General features: G+C 41.9%; 17 protein-coding genes. 11 read left to right on the top strand and 6 right to left on the bottom strand.

The annotated features are described in order from the left end of the window. The first annotated feature begins 7 nt into the window (after positions 1–7). Entirely contained in the window at positions 8–2,095 is a 2,088-nt protein-coding gene (locus JVX94_RS12305) for a BglG family transcription antiterminator (RefSeq protein WP_205183287.1), read from the top strand. Between the two features lie 16 nt (positions 2,096–2,111). Here JVX94_RS12305 and JVX94_RS12300 read toward each other — a convergent pair whose 3' ends face one another. After that, positions 2,112–2,750 carry a class I SAM-dependent methyltransferase gene (locus JVX94_RS12300; protein ID WP_240193759.1) on the bottom strand — a complete coding sequence of 213 codons (639 nt, stop codon included), beginning with the start codon at positions 2,748–2,750 and terminating at the stop codon, positions 2,112–2,114. A gap of 129 nt (positions 2,751–2,879) precedes the next feature. Here JVX94_RS12300 and JVX94_RS12295 point away from each other — a divergent pair, with 129 nt between their 5' ends. Both JVX94_RS12295 and JVX94_RS12290 read left to right on the top strand, forming a co-directional pair. Beyond that, entirely contained in the window at positions 2,880–3,749 is an 870-nt protein-coding gene (locus tag JVX94_RS12295; protein ID WP_111289756.1) for an SDR family oxidoreductase, read from the top strand. Between the two features lie 294 nt (positions 3,750–4,043). After that, entirely contained in the window at positions 4,044–4,466 is a 423-nt protein-coding gene (locus tag JVX94_RS12290) for a pyridoxamine 5'-phosphate oxidase family protein (RefSeq protein WP_111289758.1), read from the top strand. Positions 4,467–4,910: 444 nt separating this feature from the next. Here the strand turns inward: JVX94_RS12290 and JVX94_RS12285 are convergent, their stop codons facing one another. From JVX94_RS12285 to JVX94_RS12275, 3 genes are read right to left on the bottom strand one after another with little or no spacing between them, the layout of a single operon-like run. Continuing rightward, positions 4,911–5,090, bottom strand: a complete 180-nt coding sequence (locus JVX94_RS12285; protein WP_144473002.1) for a hypothetical protein — start codon at positions 5,088–5,090, stop codon at positions 4,911–4,913. Next, positions 5,087–5,269 (bottom strand): hypothetical protein, encoded by a 183-nt coding sequence (locus tag JVX94_RS12280; RefSeq protein WP_024425563.1) that lies wholly within the window; start codon positions 5,267–5,269, stop codon positions 5,087–5,089. Before JVX94_RS12280 ends, JVX94_RS12285 begins: the two co-directional genes overlap by 4 nt. Positions 5,270–5,282: 13 nt before the next feature. After that, the gene (locus JVX94_RS12275; RefSeq protein ID WP_034283837.1) at positions 5,283–5,501 is read right to left on the bottom strand and encodes a hypothetical protein; all 219 of its coding nucleotides are present in this window, start codon (positions 5,499–5,501) and stop codon (positions 5,283–5,285) included. Positions 5,502–5,659: 158 nt separating this feature from the next. On the opposite strand from JVX94_RS12275, the gene JVX94_RS12270 reads away from it, so the two are divergent. After that, on the top strand, positions 5,660–7,909 hold the full coding sequence (locus JVX94_RS12270) for a hypothetical protein (protein ID WP_223250937.1): 2,250 nt from the start codon (positions 5,660–5,662) through the stop codon (positions 7,907–7,909). Between the two features lie 75 nt (positions 7,910–7,984). Here JVX94_RS12270 and JVX94_RS12265 read toward each other — a convergent pair whose 3' ends face one another. Together JVX94_RS12265 and JVX94_RS12260 are read right to left on the bottom strand one after the other, a co-directional pair. Next, a complete protein-coding gene (locus JVX94_RS12265; protein ID WP_008347156.1) occupies positions 7,985–8,281 on the bottom strand; it encodes a DUF3817 domain-containing protein in 297 nt (98 codons plus the stop codon). A gap of 129 nt (positions 8,282–8,410) precedes the next feature. Then, positions 8,411–9,085 carry a GntR family transcriptional regulator gene (locus JVX94_RS12260; protein ID WP_205183285.1) on the bottom strand — a complete coding sequence of 225 codons (675 nt, stop codon included), beginning with the start codon at positions 9,083–9,085 and terminating at the stop codon, positions 8,411–8,413. 154 nt (positions 9,086–9,239) lie between these two features. Here JVX94_RS12260 and JVX94_RS12255 point away from each other — a divergent pair, with 154 nt between their 5' ends. The 7 genes from JVX94_RS12255 to JVX94_RS12225 all read left to right on the top strand — a co-directional run bounded on the left by JVX94_RS12255 (position 9,240) and on the right by JVX94_RS12225 (position 18,221). Next, positions 9,240–10,061 carry an AraC family ligand binding domain-containing protein gene (locus JVX94_RS12255; protein WP_095407776.1) on the top strand — a complete coding sequence of 274 codons (822 nt, stop codon included), beginning with the start codon at positions 9,240–9,242 and terminating at the stop codon, positions 10,059–10,061. Beyond that, positions 10,058–10,990: a DMT family transporter gene (locus JVX94_RS12250; protein ID WP_205183284.1), complete on the top strand. Its 933-nt coding sequence runs from the start codon at positions 10,058–10,060 to the stop codon at positions 10,988–10,990. Before JVX94_RS12255 ends, JVX94_RS12250 begins: the two co-directional genes overlap by 4 nt. Positions 10,991–11,090: 100 nt before the next feature. Continuing rightward, positions 11,091–12,146, top strand: a complete 1,056-nt coding sequence (locus tag JVX94_RS12245) for a tartrate dehydrogenase (RefSeq protein WP_205183282.1) — start codon at positions 11,091–11,093, stop codon at positions 12,144–12,146. A 72-nt stretch (positions 12,147–12,218) separates the two neighbouring features. Beyond that, positions 12,219–14,408, top strand: coding sequence for a DNA topoisomerase III (locus JVX94_RS12240; protein ID WP_144472992.1), 2,190 nt, complete (start codon positions 12,219–12,221; stop codon positions 14,406–14,408). A 196-nt stretch (positions 14,409–14,604) separates the two neighbouring features. Further along, positions 14,605–15,687, top strand: coding sequence for a glycosyl hydrolase family 8 (locus JVX94_RS12235; protein WP_203129299.1), 1,083 nt, complete (start codon positions 14,605–14,607; stop codon positions 15,685–15,687). Then, positions 15,668–16,519, top strand: coding sequence for a GGDEF domain-containing protein (locus JVX94_RS12230; RefSeq protein ID WP_095407781.1), 852 nt, complete (start codon positions 15,668–15,670; stop codon positions 16,517–16,519). The genes JVX94_RS12235 and JVX94_RS12230 overlap by 20 nt, the downstream gene beginning before the upstream one ends. Then, complete coding sequence (locus tag JVX94_RS12225; protein WP_205183281.1) at positions 16,509–18,221, top strand: DUF2334 domain-containing protein; 1,713 nt, start codon at positions 16,509–16,511, stop codon at positions 18,219–18,221. Before JVX94_RS12230 ends, JVX94_RS12225 begins: the two co-directional genes overlap by 11 nt. The last annotated feature ends 19 nt before the right edge of the window (positions 18,222–18,240 follow it).

Genomic DNA, 18,240 nt, shown 5'->3' with positions numbered 1-18,240 from the left:
GCATTTCATGTACATAACGGCACGAGAACAGAAAGTCATTAAATACATCATTCAGCAAAATCGTTATGTCACCATTCGTGAGATAGCCGATTCTGTTCAGGTGAGTACTAGAACGATCCATAGAGAACTAAAATCCATTAAACCAATATTGAAAGATTATCATCTTTCATTAGATAAACAGCCGGGGAAAGGCTTGAAGGCAGTCGGCGAACAGGAGGATAAACAGCGGCTTCTTGCTCATATGTCAAATGAGGATCAAATCGAATATAGCTCAGATGAACGAAAGCTCTTAATCCTATGTGCGCTGCTTGAAGCGAAGGAACCGGTGAAATTATACACACTCGCAGCTGACTTACAGGTAACAAATGCGACGATCAGCTATGATTTAGATGAACTGACGGAGTGGATTGCTCCATATGGTTTGCAGCTTATCCGCAAGCGCGGGTACGGCATTGAATTAAAAGGGCCGGAGGAAGCAAAACGGAAAATTGTCGGCAATCTCATTGTTGACCGGCTCGACATTCAATTATTTTTAGAAACGATTGAAATGAATATCAAACATCGAACGAAAGCGACGGAAAAAGTGTTTGGCGTTGTCAGCAGAGGACAGCTGCTTAAGGTAGAAAGACTGCTCTTTCATTTGAAAGATCGACTGTCACTCTCATTATCTGATAGTGCCTATATTGCACTTGTTGTTCACTTAACCTATGCCATCGAACGTATTCAGCTTGGGGAAACCATTCGGATGGAAGAGAAAGAGCTGCTGGAATTAAAGAGGACGAAGGAATTTGAATCATCACTTCGAATGGCAAGAGCGCTTGAACGCATGTTTAATGTCGAGATTCCTGAAGCGGAGGTCGGATATATGACCATCCATCTTCGCAGTGCAAATCGCAGCTTTGGGGCAGAATACCGTATTGATGAAATTGAGCTGGATATAGCGCTGAGAACGAAAAAGCTCATTGATTTTATTTCAAATAAAACCGGCTATCATCTCAATGAAAATGATTCATTGTATGAGGGGCTCGTGTCTCATCTCGAACCTGCCATGAACCGTCTAAAGGAAAAGATGAGAATCTATAATCCGCTCACACAACAAATTAAAAAAGACTACTTTTTGCTGTTTATGGCGATTGAAGAAGGAGTCGAGCGTTTCTTTCCAGAGATTGAATTTCCAGAGGATGAAATTGCCTTTCTTGTGCTTCACTTTGGCTCAGTGCTTGAAATCAAAAAAGAAGAAACAAAAATTCATGCGTTGGTTGTTTGCTCAAGCGGGATTGGTTCCTCGAAAATGCTCGCCTCCCGGTTGAAAAAAGAATTGCCGGAGATCGCCAAGTTCGATCTATCCTCTTTGATGGAACTAAAGGAAATCGATGCATCGAGCTATGACATGATTGTCTCAACCGTTCCGATCCCATATGAGCATATCGATTACATCATGGTCAGCCCGCTTTTAAACGAGGATGATGCCATGCGTGTGAAGGCTCATATTAAACGGAAGATTCCTTATATCATCGAGAAAAAAAGAACAAAAGAATCTCCGAAAGAATTGGTGCAAGAAACCGTTGATATGATGGCGGTTGCAGAGCAGGTGACGAATTATATGTTTGTGATTCGCAGCATCCTGTCCCATTTTACCATCGAAAAAAGAAAGACGATGCCGCAGCATGATGAAACCATCAGTCAGCTCCTTCGGCAGCTTGAAGAGGAAGGGTTTATCATACATGCGGATGATGTGGCGAGCGGCCTTCTGGAACGTGAACAGCAAGGCGGCTTAGGCATACCTGGTACTGAATTTGCTCTTTTTCATTTAAAGCATGCAGACATTAAGGAACCAATTTTTCATATTTATGATCTTGATCAGGCATACGAGGTTAAAAGCATGGATGGCGGGCAGCAGCAGATGTCACGAATGCTCATGATGCTGGCGCCGCAAGAGCTTGGCAAGGAAGGATCAGAAATGTTTAGTCTGATCAGTTCATCCATCATTGAAAGTGAAGAAAGCATGGCGCTTTATGGACAGGGGACTAAGGAAGACATTGAACAGAAATTACATCAGCTTTTCTATCAATTTGTCAAAGAGGCAAAGTGGTAAGAAAAAGGCCGAGAGCTTATTCGCTTCTCGGCTTTTTTGCTGTGACACAGACAGCAAGGGTAGGGCGAATTTCTTCATACTCAATAGAAAATTGGTCAAACCCTGCAAACTGTATGTCATTTAATATGTTTTCACCCATCTCTTTTGTCCGCTTGGCGTCAGCTCCTTTTTCTCTTGGCTGCATCACAATAACGAGGGTCCCGCCTGGTTTCAAGGTGTGATAAAGATTGAGTAATCCCGTTTTTGGATCATCCCAAATTGTAAAATTATTAACAGACAGCACTTTGTCATACTGCTCTCCGGGAAGACGTGTTTTCTCGATTTTTCCGACATACAGCCTAACCTGTTTGTCTTTTGCTCGTTTGCTGACGCGGGACTGTGCTTGCTCCTGCATGGTAGAAGAAGCATCCAGCCCATCAATGTGAAGGTCTTGATAATGCTTGAGCATATGTTTAATACTGTAGCCGGGTCCATAGCCAATTTCCAAAATGTTTTCACCATCTGTCAAATTTAAGTGGCGGATGGCCCACTGATTCAATGCTTTATTTTCATTTGCCATAATGAATCCAGCGATGCTTCCGAGCCAGCCTTTTGGTCTGCTAAAAGTTTTCGAAATAGTAGACAGCATGTGAGAACGCTCCTTTTTGATGATCATGTAACCGTTTTTTCTCCTCTTCAAACATGCTGATTTTCGGGAACACATCGGTACAGCTTCATGATGTTTGAGTAGAAAAATGAGGTGGTAATGAAAGGATACATCAACAAATCAAGGAGGAGCTTACACATGGATTTACGTGAATATTTAACAAATGGCATTCCGCGCCAAACGCAGGATCAGCAGCCAGGCAGTGAAAGGGAAATGAATCCAGCGCCGATCTTTGAGGATGAATCATATCAAGGTTCTGGCAAGCTAAAAGGAAAAGTGGCACTGATTACAGGTGGAGATAGTGGAATTGGACGGGCAGTATCTGTTGCCTATGCAAAGGAAGGTGCAAATGTCGCCATTGTATATTTAAATGAACATGAGGATGCAAAGGATACGCAAAAGCGCGTAGAACAGGAAGGCGTCAAATGTTTAACGATTGCAGGAGATGTCGGTGACGAAGCCTTTTGTGAGAAAGCAGTAGAAAAAACAGTTGAAGCCTTTGGTCAATTAGACATTTTAGTGAATAATGCGGCTGAACAGCACCCGAAAGAACGGATTCAGGATATTTCTAGTGAACAGCTTCACCAAACCTTTAGAACCAACTTCTATTCCTATTTCTATTTTACGAAAAAGGCATTGGATTATTTAAAACCGGGAAGCTCCATCATTAATACAACATCAATTAATCCATACCGGGGTAACCCAGTGCTGATTGATTATACGGCGACAAAAGGAGCCATCAACGGCTTTACACGTTCTATGGCACAATCGCTTGTGAAAGATGGGATTCGAGTGAACGGTGTAGCGCCAGGTCCAATTTGGACGCCGCTCATTCCATCTACATTTGATGAAGACAGTGTGGAAAGCTTCGGGGCAGAAACCCCAATGGGAAGACCAGGACAGCCTGTAGAGCATGTCGGCTGCTTTGTGCTGCTGGCTTCTGACGAATCGTCTTATATGACAGGACAGACACTTCACGTCAATGGCGGTTCCTTTATGAATACATGATCTACCGCGGCACCGCCCAGCTTTGATTGGGCGGTGTTTTTAGTATTTCTTGCGATTCTTCTGCACAGATATGACAGACCATACGATAATGCCTACAACAACTGCTGCAATGACAAGTGAACTTAAATGAAACATCGTTTCATGATGCATGTTCAATTTCTCCCTTCATTGAACCTGTTTTCTATAGCATCAGCTAGAAGGTCTCTTTTTATGAAAAACACATTTCTTTGTTTAATGAATGGGCTGTCGTGGAAACCTACGAATACGGATGAAATTTTGAAGGAGTGAAACGATATGTCTCAAGAAGAATTAAAACAAAAGGTATTAAACCTATTAGATGAACAAAAGGTCGGAACATTGGCGACTGTTGAACAAAATCAGCCGCATACCCGCTACATGACTTTTTTCCATGAAGGGCTGACGTTATATACACCAACGAGTAAAGAAACACATAAAGCAGAAGAAATTGAAAAAAATCCGAATGTTCATATTCTCATTGGATATTCAGGCGAAGGATTCGGTGATACTTATGCAGAAATTGCAGGCACCGCAGCATTAACCGACGATCGGGAACTGATCGACCGTCTTTGGTCTGATGAGATGGAGAAATGGTTTAAAGGAAAAGATGATCCGAATTTAGTGATTCTGAAGATTAACCCAACCTCCATCCGTTATATGAATGAAGGAAGCCGTACACCAGCAGAATTATCACTTTAACACTTGCGTAAGAAGGGGGAATGTGTTATAGTTTGATATTAAGTGTTGAAATAAGCAAATAAATAAAGAAAGTAAACTTTCTTTTTTCTATGACATAATGAGAAGCAATAGAGCTTCTACTTGATAAGAACGAGACGCTGTCAAAGCGAACAAACTTATTCTTTTCCTTCTGCACCCGCCCCCCTATATAAGCGGAAGAATGGAAAAAAGACGTTTTGATTTACAATTCACACTGGCGCGGCTTCGGAGCCGTAAGGACGAATGAGAGGTAGGGCTTTCGTTGTCTTGTTATCCAGAACTTCCATGGCGTTTACTTTCAAACGTAGGTTCACTCGGAACACATATGACACACTGATATGATCGAATCTTAATTCATACACTCCGTAACGGAGATTAAACATTGATTATTTATTTGCATGAAAAGAGTAAGGAACAGGCTGCCATCTATTTGGCAGCCTTTTTCATTGGGTTAAACAATAGGACCCCGAGACCAACGAGCCCAAGAAAAGGGAAAACAAAGGTCGCAACCAAACGCATAGCGTCCGCTCCAAAAGGGTTCGATACTAACAGCAGGCCGATAAATGCACAGATCATCAGAGTGAACAAAGCGAGCTTCATGATCATTTACTTTGTCCTTTCTTCTGATACCGCCAAATTCGCTCAATAAAAAAGAACATGACCGCAAACAAAATAGAAAACATGAACATGTCCAGCAGTGTCACGCCTCTATTTGGGTGCACAAGACCAAACCAAACGAATTGCAGCACAAAAGAGATCGCAAAATATAGAATCGATTTTTTCATCATTGTCCTCTTTTCACTTATTTTTTTGTCCCTTAAGCCACATCAGCCAAATGATGAAGGAACCAATCACACATGAGAGCAAAGTGACAGGCGGCAAGGTGTGCCAGCTAGTCAGCCCCTTTACAAAACACATATAAAAAAAGAAAATGGAAATGGATACGAGTACCCATTGCTTGAACCAGCGAGGGACACGCAGCCAAGCTGCTAGAATGATTGATGATAGCTTATCCAATGAGATAACTCCTTTTTTGAATCTGATTGGATTTTATCGTAAACAACAAAGTTTGTAAAATATGGATTTTAGAGGCTTTGATGGTATTCTTCTAGCATGAAACATTTTCGCTGTACTGACGTATAAGTTACAGGAACCTCATGAAAGGAAGCGATCAAGTGAAAAGAATACCAGTCATCTTCCTCAGATATATTGTCTTCTTTATTCCAGCGATCATTCTCAGTGTTTTGGTGTGGAATCATTACCAAGATGATTTGTCAGATGGGAAAGTAACAGAGTATGACGTCAAAGGAATGTTTACATTTGATGAAGGAAAACGAGTGGTGAGTGCTGTATCAAAAGACCAGCAGCTCCATTTTGCAATGTATGATCCTCAATCAGGAAAAAGAATCAGTGAATGGACCACAGAAAGTGATTCGTTTAATGAAATGCTGCCATCCATTCAAGGAAACAATCTCTTACTGGCTTTAAAAAATAAAGACGGGCAGCTGTTGATCGAGAAACTAACACCAAGCGGAAAAAAGAAAGAGCTCGTTCAAAATAACCTGCAGATTCCCTCATTTTTAAAAACGAATACATACCAATGGAATGGACGGCTCGTATTTACAGGAGAAATGGACGGTGCCGCTGCGGTCATCGGTGAGCTGAAGAATGGGCAGTTTCATGTGCACAATCTGAACGAGCTAAAGCTGCCAGCAAGACCCGTTTCTATCGATGTCGTCATGAATTCCTTTAGAGGGCAGACGCCAATTCCTATGTTTGAATTGGCTTTGAAAAATGACCAGAAGGCGTATGTCAGCGGAATCTCAAACGAGAAGCATCAGCTGGGGGTTTATGTCTCCAAAAACGCTGAACCGTTTAGCCTCATTGAAGATAAGGTGGAGCAGCAGCTGGAGAAAAAAATCGGGTCATCACAAAACTTTGCAGTCGCTGTCGAATCTAACTATCCAAAAAGAGCAAGAAAAGTGAATGCAGAAGGAAGGCTTGGGGAAGTCGTTCCAACACCAAAACCGATTTATCAAACCTTTATTTACCAGCTTAATGAAGAAGAAGTTCTTCTGGCAGGCTCTACAGCAAAGGACGAAGCAAAAGGCAAACTGACAGGTTATATTTATAACCATCGTACGAATAAGGCGACGTCAGCCAGCAAGCTTTTGCAGTCGTTTTCATATGAATCTTTACAAAAAGAAGGGCTCTCTTTCAATAAAAATGTGAAGAGCAATTGGCTCTATTATTCATTTGACAATCAATTAACGGGTGCATTTGAGACGAAAAGCAAAGAGCTAAAGGAATTTCCTTTGCAGAAGGTCATCTCAATTGAAAACGCCAGTCCAGCCCACCAAACGTCTGTTGATACCTTTACGCAATATGTAATGAAGGGCGGACCGCTCATTCTTAACTGGGCGATATGGATCTTGATCCCGCTGTTATTATTTGTACTAGCGATCTTCCTGCCGCCGATTTTGAGACTGGTGAGAAGAAACAAAATAAAGGACAGTGTCACATTAGAAGCCAATATTGTGTCTGTTAAAGAAACGGGCACCTACATCAACGAACAGCCAGTTGTCAGCATGCGGCTTCAATTTGAATATGAAGGGCAGCGTATAGAAAAGACGGTTAAAACGGTAGTATCCTACACCCAGATACCACAGCCAGGCCAGCGTATTGTCATTCACTATGATCCGAAGAAGAAAAAGGCAATGCTCTTAAAAGAAGGTGACTTCTCGCAGCCAAGTCAGCCAAAGTTCATCAAAGGCGCTGTTTTGAGAAAAATAGAATCATATGGAACCGTAGGACGAGGCACCGTCTTATCACTCACATTTGAATTAGATCAGAAAACGTATATCATTCCGATGATTCAAGCCGCTGGTTTTGAATTTAGAACAGGAGAAAAAGCCGATCTCGTCGACATCAACGGCCAGCTCAAAATGGCAGCCTATGGCCATGAAGTGCGGAATCGATCGGGGAAAGATGTGACGTTAACAGGAACGATCCAGCGTGTGAAACAATATCCAATTGCCATCCATGAGCAAAAGCCCATTCAGCTTGATGTGACGGTTTCAAACGGAGATGAATCCATCACAAAAACGGTCAGCCAGTTCATCCCTGACCATATGCAGGTCGCAGCTGGCACTCAAATTACGATCCAGACAAAGAAAGAAGAGCTGGATAGAGAAATGGGTCTTATGCAAGAGAAACAAGGAAGCGCAAAAGTGACCAATATCGAATTTGCTGGCGTCATCGGCAATCTGCCGTTAGCGATCATTCAGGTTGAGAGAAATGGCATGATGTATGAAGTGAAACAGCCAATCGATCCAATCACTAGCGTCTTGCCTGGTGATGAATTATGGGTGGCGTATCACGATATGACGCGTCAAGCAGCCATTGTGAAATATGCATCAATATAAAAAAGCGTTCCTTTATCAGGACGCTTCAGCGTGAAGACTAAGGGCTAAAACGAATGTCGTTTTAGCCCTTTTTGATTAAGCTTTTGTATCATATTGGCGGAGTACCTTATCGTAGGCGAAATTACCGAAAGGAATGAAAGCCGCAAAAAAACCAGCGATGGACCATTTCAAATGCCAGCGAACTTTAAAAGTCACATATGCCAAAATGAGCATATAGATGACAAACAATGCGCCATGAAGAGAGCCTACAATCGTGACTGCCATCGGAATATCCGCAAAATATTTTAGAGGCATGGCAATTAAAAGAAGGGTTAAAAGAGACATACCCTCAATAAAACCCGCCTGTCGAAGACGGCTAATACTTGTATGCATATACAAATCCTCCTGTATAAAAGCTAGTTTCTCATCTTCTAATATAAACGAAAGATCGTCTGGACATGCTGAAATCTACGAAAAATTCAAAATATGTTCATGGAATGCTTAAAAAATGGGAAAAGTCCTTTACTCTTTGTTTGTTTTACAGAGTACTTGCTTTAAGTGCATGACATCATGTAATAAATGCTCTGTCATTGCTTGAACGGCTTCTGTGGAGCGGCGTTCTTTTATTTCAGAATAGATGGCTGCATGCTCTCTTTGAATCGTTTCAGCACGAGCTCCGCCGCTAAAATGGAAGATGCGGCAATAGTGAATGAGTGCATTCACGTGATTCAATTGTTTGGATAAGCGGTCATTGTGACTCGCCAAAATGATTTTTTGGTGAAAGGCTTCATGTAACTGGACAATCTCTTTAGATGGCAGCTGCTGCTTGATCGCTTCGTCCGCCTGCATGAGAACCTGCTCAATTTCATCGATTTCTCTTTGCGTGGTTTCCTTACAGGCAAGCTCAACAGCAAGTGTTTCTAAGGCCACCCGAATTTGATAAAGCTCCTCGACATCTTTTTCGGTCAACGTATAGACGGAATAGCCTGATCGATGATCCGCGATTAAAAGCTCGTCTTTTTCTAACAGCCTCATCGCCTCTCTGACCGGTGATCGGCTTACACCAAATTGCTTGGCAAGCAGTGTTTCATTGATGCGCTCTCCTGGCTGAAACTGGCCATCAAATATCATTTGCTTCAGCTGTTCATAAAATTGCATGTGATACGGTGTTGGTTTTTCCATCTCGAATGAATTCATCCCATCATTCCCTCTTTTATACATCATCTTTTGTCTCATGTTATCCAAGTTTTTCCCTCTAGGCAAGCCTGCATCGAAAAGTCAATATCGTACAATCCAAGAGAAAAAGGGTGTGCTACACTAATGATCAGCTCAGTGAAAAGAGGGGATCGACATGAGAATACTAGAGGAACGAACAGTCCATTTTGACCAGGACTTGCAAATAGAGGCGTATCGCTTTCATGCCATCATCAAAAAGTTCCCAAAACATTTTCATACATACTATGTGATTGGATTTATTGAAGGCGGTCAAAGACGTATGTTCTGCCAAAATCAAGAATACATCATTGAAAAAGGAGATATCCTTCTTTTCAATCCATACGATAACCACGGATGTGAACAATTTGATCACATGCCGCTAGATTATCGCAGCTTAAATATTGAACCAGAGTTGCTGGAGAAGGTCTTTCAGCACAAGCCGCATTTTAAAGCCCCTGTGGTTTCACAAAGTGAACTAGCAAAGCAATTATATGATCTTCATCAAATGATCACAGAAGAAGCTCCTGCTTTGAATAAACAGGAAGCCTTTTACTTTTTGATGAAGCAGTTGATCGAAACCTATTCTGATACACCAGAGGAAAAAGCATCAGCAGCCAATGCCAATGAACAAAAAGTCCAAGACGTACAGCAATATATTGAGACACATCTCACGGAAAATATATCGTTAGATGACTTAGGTGAGCTTGTGTCCATGAACAAATATTCATTGCTGCGTGCTTTTACAAAGTTCAGAGGAATTACGCCGTATCGTTATTTACAGACAATCAGGGTGAACTATGCGAAGGAACTTCTTGCCCAAGGAATGAAGCCAATAGATGTAGCTGCTGCCGCTGGATTTTCTGATCAAAGTCATTTGACTCATTTCTTTTCGGAATTTATTGGGCTTACGCCAGGGCAGTATCAGCAAATTTTTGCAAAGCAGGTAACAGCAAAATGAAAAATAAACAGCTTCTTGGTCATCTAGCAGCCATGTTCACCATTTTTTTATGGGGATCTACCTTTATATCAACCAAAATATTATTAACGGCTTTTTCTCCAACAGAGATTTTATTTTTTCGTTTTTTTATAGGGTACTTGGCTCTAATGATCATCTATCCAGTTACCATGAAAGTGCAAAGTAAAAAGCATGAAGGGATGTTTGCGCTGGCAGGTTTATGCGGTGTGGTCTTATATTACTTTTTAGAAAATGTCGCACTTACTTATACGTTCGCTTCGAATGCAGGTGTCATCAGCTCCGTTGTCCCATTCTTCTCTTTTCTATTGTCTTATTTTTTATTAAAAGATGAGCCGCTGCACAGCCGATTTTTCATAGGCTTTTTCATCGCGATGATGGGAATTGTACTGATTAGCATGAATGGAATGACGACGTTTCAGCTGAATCCACTTGGTGATGCCTTAGCATTAACGGCTGCCATCGTCTGGGCACTCTATTCCATCTTATCGAAGATCATCAACCAATATGGGTACCATATCATTCAGGTGACTAGGCGTGTCTTCTTTTACGGACTGTTATGGATGATTCCATTGATCTGGCATTTTAAGATTCGTTTAGACTGGGAGCGATTCACGAATCCATCGTTTGCCTTCCACTTACTGTTTTTAGGTCTTTTCGCATCTGCTATTTGTTTTCTGACATGGAGCTTTTCCGTGAAAACGCTCGGTGTGGTGAAATCGAGTGTGTATATTTATGGAGTGCCCATTATTACGATGGTCATTTCAATGATCGTTCTTCACGAGAGATTGACCTTCATGTCTGCGCTTGGAACGGCACTGACCTTAGGAGGTTTGCTGCTTTCAGATAAAAAAGGTGCGGGAAGAAAGAAACAGAAGTCCCCGATACTGGTGCAGGATAAAAAGGCGCTTTGATCAAAAAGCGTCTTTTGTCCATTGTAAGAACAGGCACTCTTTAGTAAACTCAAATTAAATACGGTCGACGGTCGACCGATAACAAAGGGGGAAAAAATCAATGAAGCATGTTTCAATTGCAGCGATACCAGGAGACGGAGTTGGAAAGGAAGTTGTGCCTGAAGCCATTCGAGTTTTGAAAGCGATATCAGAGGTGCATGGCGGTCTATCTTTCACCTTTCAGGATTTTCCGTGGAGCTGTGAATATTATTTAGAGCATGGCGAAATGATGCCAAAGGATGGATTGGAACAACTAAAAGCCTTTGACAGCATTTTCTTAGGGGCCGTCGGAGATGCCAATTTAGTGCCGGATCATGTATCACTTTGGGGATTGCTCATTAAAATTAGACGTGAATTTGAGCAGGTGATTAACGTTAGACCTGCAAAACAGCTGATCGGCATTCGCTCCCCGCTTGCTCAGCCAAAGGATTTCGATCTTCTTGTTGTAAGAGAAAACGGTGAAGGTGAATATAGTGAAATCGGAGGCCGCATCTATCAAGGGGAAGATCAGCTTGCCATTCAAAATGCTGTTTTCTCAAGAAAAGGGACAGAGCGAGCCATGCGTTTTGCCTTTCAATTAGCAGAAAAAAGACGAAAGCATGTGACAAGTGCAACCAAATCAAATGGAATCGTTCATACAATGCCATTTTGGGATGAAGTGTTTCAAGACGTAGCAAAGGATTATCCAGAGGTGACAGCAGACTCGCAGCACATTGATGCGCTCTCGGCCTTCTTTGTGACAAGACCAGAGAAATTCGATGTGATTGTTGCCAGTAATTTATTTGGCGATATTTTAACTGATCTTGGGGCTGCCATTATGGGAAGTATTGGCGTGGCGCCTGCCGCCAACATCAATGTAAATGGCAAATATCCATCCATGTTTGAGCCTGTACACGGATCAGCCCCAGACATTGCAGGAAAAGGAATCGCTAACCCAATCGGTCAAATTTGGACCGCTAAACTCATGCTTGATCATTTCGGAGAGGAAGAACTGGGCACACACCTGCTCGAAATCATCGAGTCAGTCACAGCTGACGGCTTTTTAACGGCAGACATCGGCGGGGCTTATCAAACACAAGAAATCACAAATGAAATCATTAAGCGCTTGAAGAAATAATCCGTCATTAGAACCACATCTCCACGTCTGCTATAATAAAAGGATGGATAGAAGAAAGAGATGTGAAATCTAGTGTCAAAAACAGTTGTATTAGCAGAGAAACCTTCAGTAGGACGTGACTTAGCGCGTGTGCTGAAGTGTCATAAAAAAGGAAATGGTTTTTTAGAAGGAGATCAATACATTGTAACGTGGGCGCTTGGCCATTTGGTCACACTGGCTGATCCAGAAGGCTACGGAAAAGAATTTCAATCCTGGCGTTTAGAAGATTTGCCGATCATTCCAGAGCCGCTCAAGCTTGTCGTCATGAAAAAGACAGGTAAACAATTTCAAGCAGTGAAAGCGCAGCTCGCAAGAAAAGATGTAAAAGACATTGTCATCGCAACAGATGCTGGACGTGAAGGAGAGCTTGTCGCAAGATGGATTCTTGAAAAAGCGCACGTGAAAAAGCCGCTAAAACGACTATGGATCTCATCTGTTACAGATAAAGCCATTCAAGAAGGCTTCAAACGATTAAAAGACGGCAGAGAATATGATAACCTGTATCGCTCGGCAGTTGCACGTGCAGAGGCAGACTGGATTGTAGGGATCAACGCAACAAGAGCGCTGACGACCAAATTCAATGCACAGCTTTCCTGCGGACGGGTACAGACACCAACGATTGCCATGATCGCCAAACGAGAAGAAGACATTCAGCAATTCCAGCCGAAGCCATTCTATGGATTGACTGCACTAGTAGATGGACTTACGTTGACCTGGCAGGATGCCAAAACAAAGCAAAACCGCACATTCCAAGAGAATGTCATAAAAGAGCGCTTAGCAGGCTGCAAAGGAAAACCAGCAGTGATCGATGCATTGAAAAAAACAGCGAAAAAAGCTTTTGCTCCAGGGCTGTACGACCTGACTGAATTGCAGCGTGATGCGCATAAACGCTATGGCTTCTCGGCGAAAGAAACATTATCTACGCTTCAACGGTTGTATGAGCAGCATAAGCTTGTGACATATCCGCGTACAGATTCACGATTTATTTCAGCGGATATCGTTCCTACATTAAAAGATCGATTAAAAGGAATGAACGTCAGACCGTACGCACAGCATGTGAACCGCATTTTACAATCAGGCGTGAAAGCGCACAAAGGGTTCGTCAACGATGCAAAAGTGTCAGATCACCATGCGATCATTCCAACCGAGGAAGAGCTGTATCCTGGTGCATTAAGTGATAAAGAGCGTAAATTATATGATCTAATTGCCAAACGATTCCTTGCTGTACTTATGAATCCTTTTGAATACGAGGAAACCACGGTGATCGCCAAAATAGGCAGTGAAACATTCACAGCAAAAGGAAAAATCGTGCAATCAGCCGGCTGGAAAGCCGTGTATGATGAATCCTATGAAGACGGCGAGGAATCAGGCGAAGCAGATCAGCATCTGCCGGTACTCTCCGAAGGGCAATCACTTGAAGTACGCCAGCTGAAAGAAACAAAAGGAGAAACGAAGCCTCCTGCTCGTTTTAATGAAGCAACGCTGCTATCTGCTATGGAGAACCCAGCGGCATTCATGCAAGATCAGGAAAAGGATTTAGTGAAAACTCTTGGTGAAACAGGCGGACTAGGGACAGTAGCTACAAGAGCCGATATCATTGAAAAACTGTTCAACAGCTTTTTAATCGAGAAAAAGGGCAAAGACATTTTCATCACATCAAAAGGGAAGCAGCTGCTCTCCTTAGTGCCTGAGGACTTAAAGTCTCCAGCGTTAACAGCGGAATGGGAACAAAAGCTTTCTAAAATCGCAAAAGGACAGCTAAAGGCTGCTCAATTCATGAGTGAAATGAAGTCCTATGCAAAACAAGCCGTATCTGAAATCAAACAGACGAACCAAACCTTTAAGCATGACAATGTCACTGGCACCCATTGTCCGGACTGCGGAAAACTTATGCTGAAAGTGAACGGAAAACATGGCACCATGCTTGTGTGCCAAGACCGAGAATGCGGCCACCGTAAAAATGTGGCGAAGAAAACAAACGCACGCTGCCCGAACTGTCATAAAAAGCTCGAGCTGCGCGGAGAAGGCGATGGCAAAATCTTTGCTTGTGTGTGCGGCCATAGAGAAAAACTGTCTGTTTTCGAAAAACGCAAATCACAATCCAATCAAAAGAAAGCCAGTAAGCACGATGTGTCTAAGTATATGAAGAAACAAAAGAAAGTGGAAGAACCAATCAATAACGCACTGGCAGAGCAATTGAAGAAATTAAAATTAGATCAATAGTAGTGTAAAAACCCATGTGGAAACACATGGGTTTTCCAATGCAATCAAGCATATCGGCATACTGTTTTTCTGAAAATGGGAATACCTATGCGAAAAGACTCGTAATTTGGTATAAAATATTTATTTAAATTTAAACAGAAACACTCTATAATAAATCGTTGGATGCAAAGAGCACGGGAGTTGAAAGGGGACACGAATGGATACACCCATACATCGCATGGCTATTGTTTTACTCATTGTCATTCTACTAGGCGGATGTACCTGGAAACAGCAGAAGGAATCAGCTAATCCAGTATCACCACAGCCTGTATTGCCTGGAGAATATTTTATCACTCACGACTTAATGACAGATCAAGGCATGATTCGCACCTCATTTGCAGAGCAGCACATCTACTTATCTGAATCACTTGGACTTTGGATGGATTATCTTGTTCGAAAAAAAGATCAGAACTCTTTTGACCAACAATTTGGTGTCCTGCAAGATCAATTTTTACTAGACGATCATCTTCTCAGCTGGCAAATCGAATCTGATCAAAAAAGTAAGGCCAATGCCTTAGTTGATGATTTACGGGTAGTGGCGGCACTACAAAAAGCAGGTCGTTTATGGAAGAATTCAGCATATCAAACCACAGCAAAAGAAATCGCACAAGCGTTAAAAGACAAAAATATGTATAGAGGCATCTTGTCCGATTATTATGATGCATCAACAAATCGAACTTCACACACAATCACACTCTCATATATAGACCCAAAAGCAATCAAAGAATTGGAATCCCTCAAAATATTCACGAAACAAATGACGAGTAATCAATTGTCCATTCTAAAACAAGCACCGAGAAAAAAAGGATTCTTTCCTAAATCCTATGACATAAAGAAAAAAGCCTATTCATTTGATCGAGAAATCAATATGATTGATCAACTCTATACGGCACTACATGCCGATCGTGCAAAGGTGAATACGTCCGCGATCATGAAATGGCTTAAAACAACTTTTGCAAAAGAAGGAAAATTGTACGGTAGATATAAACTGAGTACATTGCAGCCAGCAGTGACGTATGAATCGCCTTCTGTATATGCACTGGTCATCTTGTATGCTCTTAAACGAAACGAACCGGAATTCGCAAAAGATGTGTATGACCGCATGAAAGAATTACAAATTCAAGATCCTCTCAAGGATTATTATGGAGGGTATATGAATGAAAAAGACACACACTCATTCGATAACTTGTTGCCTCTAATTGCAGAAAGGGAGCTTTTTAATGAATCGGTTATTCAGTAATACGTATCGTTTGTATTATTCTCTGCTCCTCACGTTTGCAGGTCTTATTTTGTTTATGGGCTACCTAAGCGTACAGGATGCGGAGAGCTTTATGATGATCACACTGACTTTTGTCGTGTTAGGATGCGGGATTTTATTTGGCATCTTACCAGCATTAATTTTTACTTTGCTGATGTTGTTCTTTATAGGAAGCACTATGTTCTTTACAGAGCTTGGTCAGACAAACTCTTTCTTTTCCAATCAAACATTGCAAGATGTGGTGATTTGGGCTGTAGCCCTCCTCTTTTTTGCGATTTCAGCAGGAAGCTTGCATGAGCGGATCAAGACGATGCGTCACACCATTGAACAACAAAAGCAGGCTATGAAACAATTTGTGGCGATAGACTCGACAACAGGGTTTGACAATGCAGAGCGGATGAAACTGGAATTGTCCGAGGAAATGAAACGGGCAGAACGCTACAAACAGCCATTTGTTTTTATTCTTCTTCATATCCATTATGCAGCGGAATTCAAATCGTTATATGGAGAAAAAGAAATGAAACACCTATTTCAGCAATTAAGTATCAAGATCCGTGAAAGTGTCAGAGAAACCGATAAGAAATTTCGATTATCTGAAGAACGAATAGGCCTGCTGCTTACTCATACACCAGAAGAGAATGTCTCTGTCGTCCTTGAGAAGCTAAAGGATAAATTGCAAAAGCATGTGCTGTTAAATGGCCGTGAAGTCACCTTGACATTTCATGTCTGTCATTTAACAAGCAGTTCGGATTATCGTACGCCAGAGCAATTTTTAGAAGAACTAGAAAAAGAGATGATGATGAATGAACTTTAATTCTTTAATGAAATGTTGTTTGATGATCGCTCTTTTTTTGATTCTTTCGTTTCAATACATGGCTCCAGCCGACGCTCTTGCTAAGCCAAATACCCTCATCGTTTATTCGACAGAATCGGGAGAAGCGACTCCAGCTGTGCATATGCTGGATCTACTTTCCGGACATTTTTCCAAACAGCCGACGATTGTATCTGATGAACGTTTGGCTGAAAAGAGAATCAGTGAATTTCAGCAAGTCATTTATCTAGGTGAAATGAAGAAAACTTTACCGAAAAAAACAATTCGTGCGATGAACGAATCACAGAAGGTAATAGCCATTGGGTACAATGCGGAACAGCTTCGCCCATTCTCCAAGTTTACTTTTCACAAACAAGATCACACGAGTCAAATCAAATATACAGATGATCAAGCTTACCGTCAGCTAGAGAAAAGGATCAGTGCGTTAACGGTTCAAGGGCCAGACTTGCAAAGTGAATTTCTCTTGAAGAAGCATGAAGCTGATCTTCCATTTGTGGTTCAAACGAAAGAAGGTGCGGCTTATATCGGAATCTTAGATGTTGTTCAGCACAGCGAGCTTCTTGCAGAAGTGCTAGAAAAACACCTGCCTTCTTCTGATCAGCTGACCACAAAATATTTAAAGCTTGGGAACATCAGTCCTGTCACTGACGAGAAGAAGCTGCTTGAGCTTGGACAATACGTATCGACTCGGCATGTTCCGTTTCTAATAGCTGTAACCCCTGTTTGGGTGGATCGAACAACAGGTGATGAAGTGACACTGAGTGACCGCCCGAAGCTCGTAAAAGTGTTAAAACAATTGCAAAGCGATGGAGCCAGCATCATTCTTCATGGATTGAGCCGAACGTATCGAACGGAGGATTCTGGTCAGGACTTTGAGTTCTGGGATGCAAAGAATGATCAGTCCATTACGTCAAATGATCCAAAAAAAGCCGAGAAGAAGCAAAGTGCAAGCCATTTCTCGAATGAAAAAGACTTCCATGCTTATACGAATTCGATTAAGCAGCAAGAAATCATCTACACAGAAGAAAAACTGACAAAAGGCATTGAGCTTCTTGCGCAGCAAGGTCTATATCCACTGGCATTCGAGGTGCCGCATGATGCTATATCTCAACAAGGCTATGAAGTGATATCAAGGCATGTGTCCAGTCTGTTTGGACAGGTACAGCTGTCGGAGCATACTTGGAAAACGGCCGGTGCTCCGCCACTCGTGACGAAACCCGCCATGCTACATGGCATGACCTTATACCCTCAGAAGTCAGTAGTGACAGTAACTGACGAAGAAGGTTCAAATGTTTTAACAGAACAGAAAATTCAATCCATCCAGCATCTTCAATCAGCCGCAATTGGGCTTTCCTATGATGTGGAATCGGGAATAACTGGACTGCAAAATCTGATCACACAGATGGATGCAATTCCTTCTAGTGAATGGCTGGATTTAAAGAAAACAAAACAAACAGTCCAAACATCACATGTACAGATCAAAACATCAGGGAATGGACATATTCAAGTAGAACAATCCAATAGAGCGGAAACCACAACAGTCAAACGAAGCGGTATGGAAAATATGCTGCGAATTCTCACAGTCGTGGTGATGCTGTTTATTGCGGCATTTGCTTTTTACACATTGTATTTAAGACTGACAATGAAAAAACGAATTTTTAAGGAGAGAAAATTAGGTGGCTGATGTCTTATTTTATCTTTCA

Origin of the sequence: Bacillus sp. PDNC022, assembly GCF_016919285.1 — a bacterium.
GTDB classification, from domain to species: domain Bacteria; phylum Bacillota; class Bacilli; order Bacillales; family Bacillaceae; genus Bacillus; species Bacillus safensis.
This window is presented reverse-complemented; position numbering and strand designations above follow the sequence as displayed.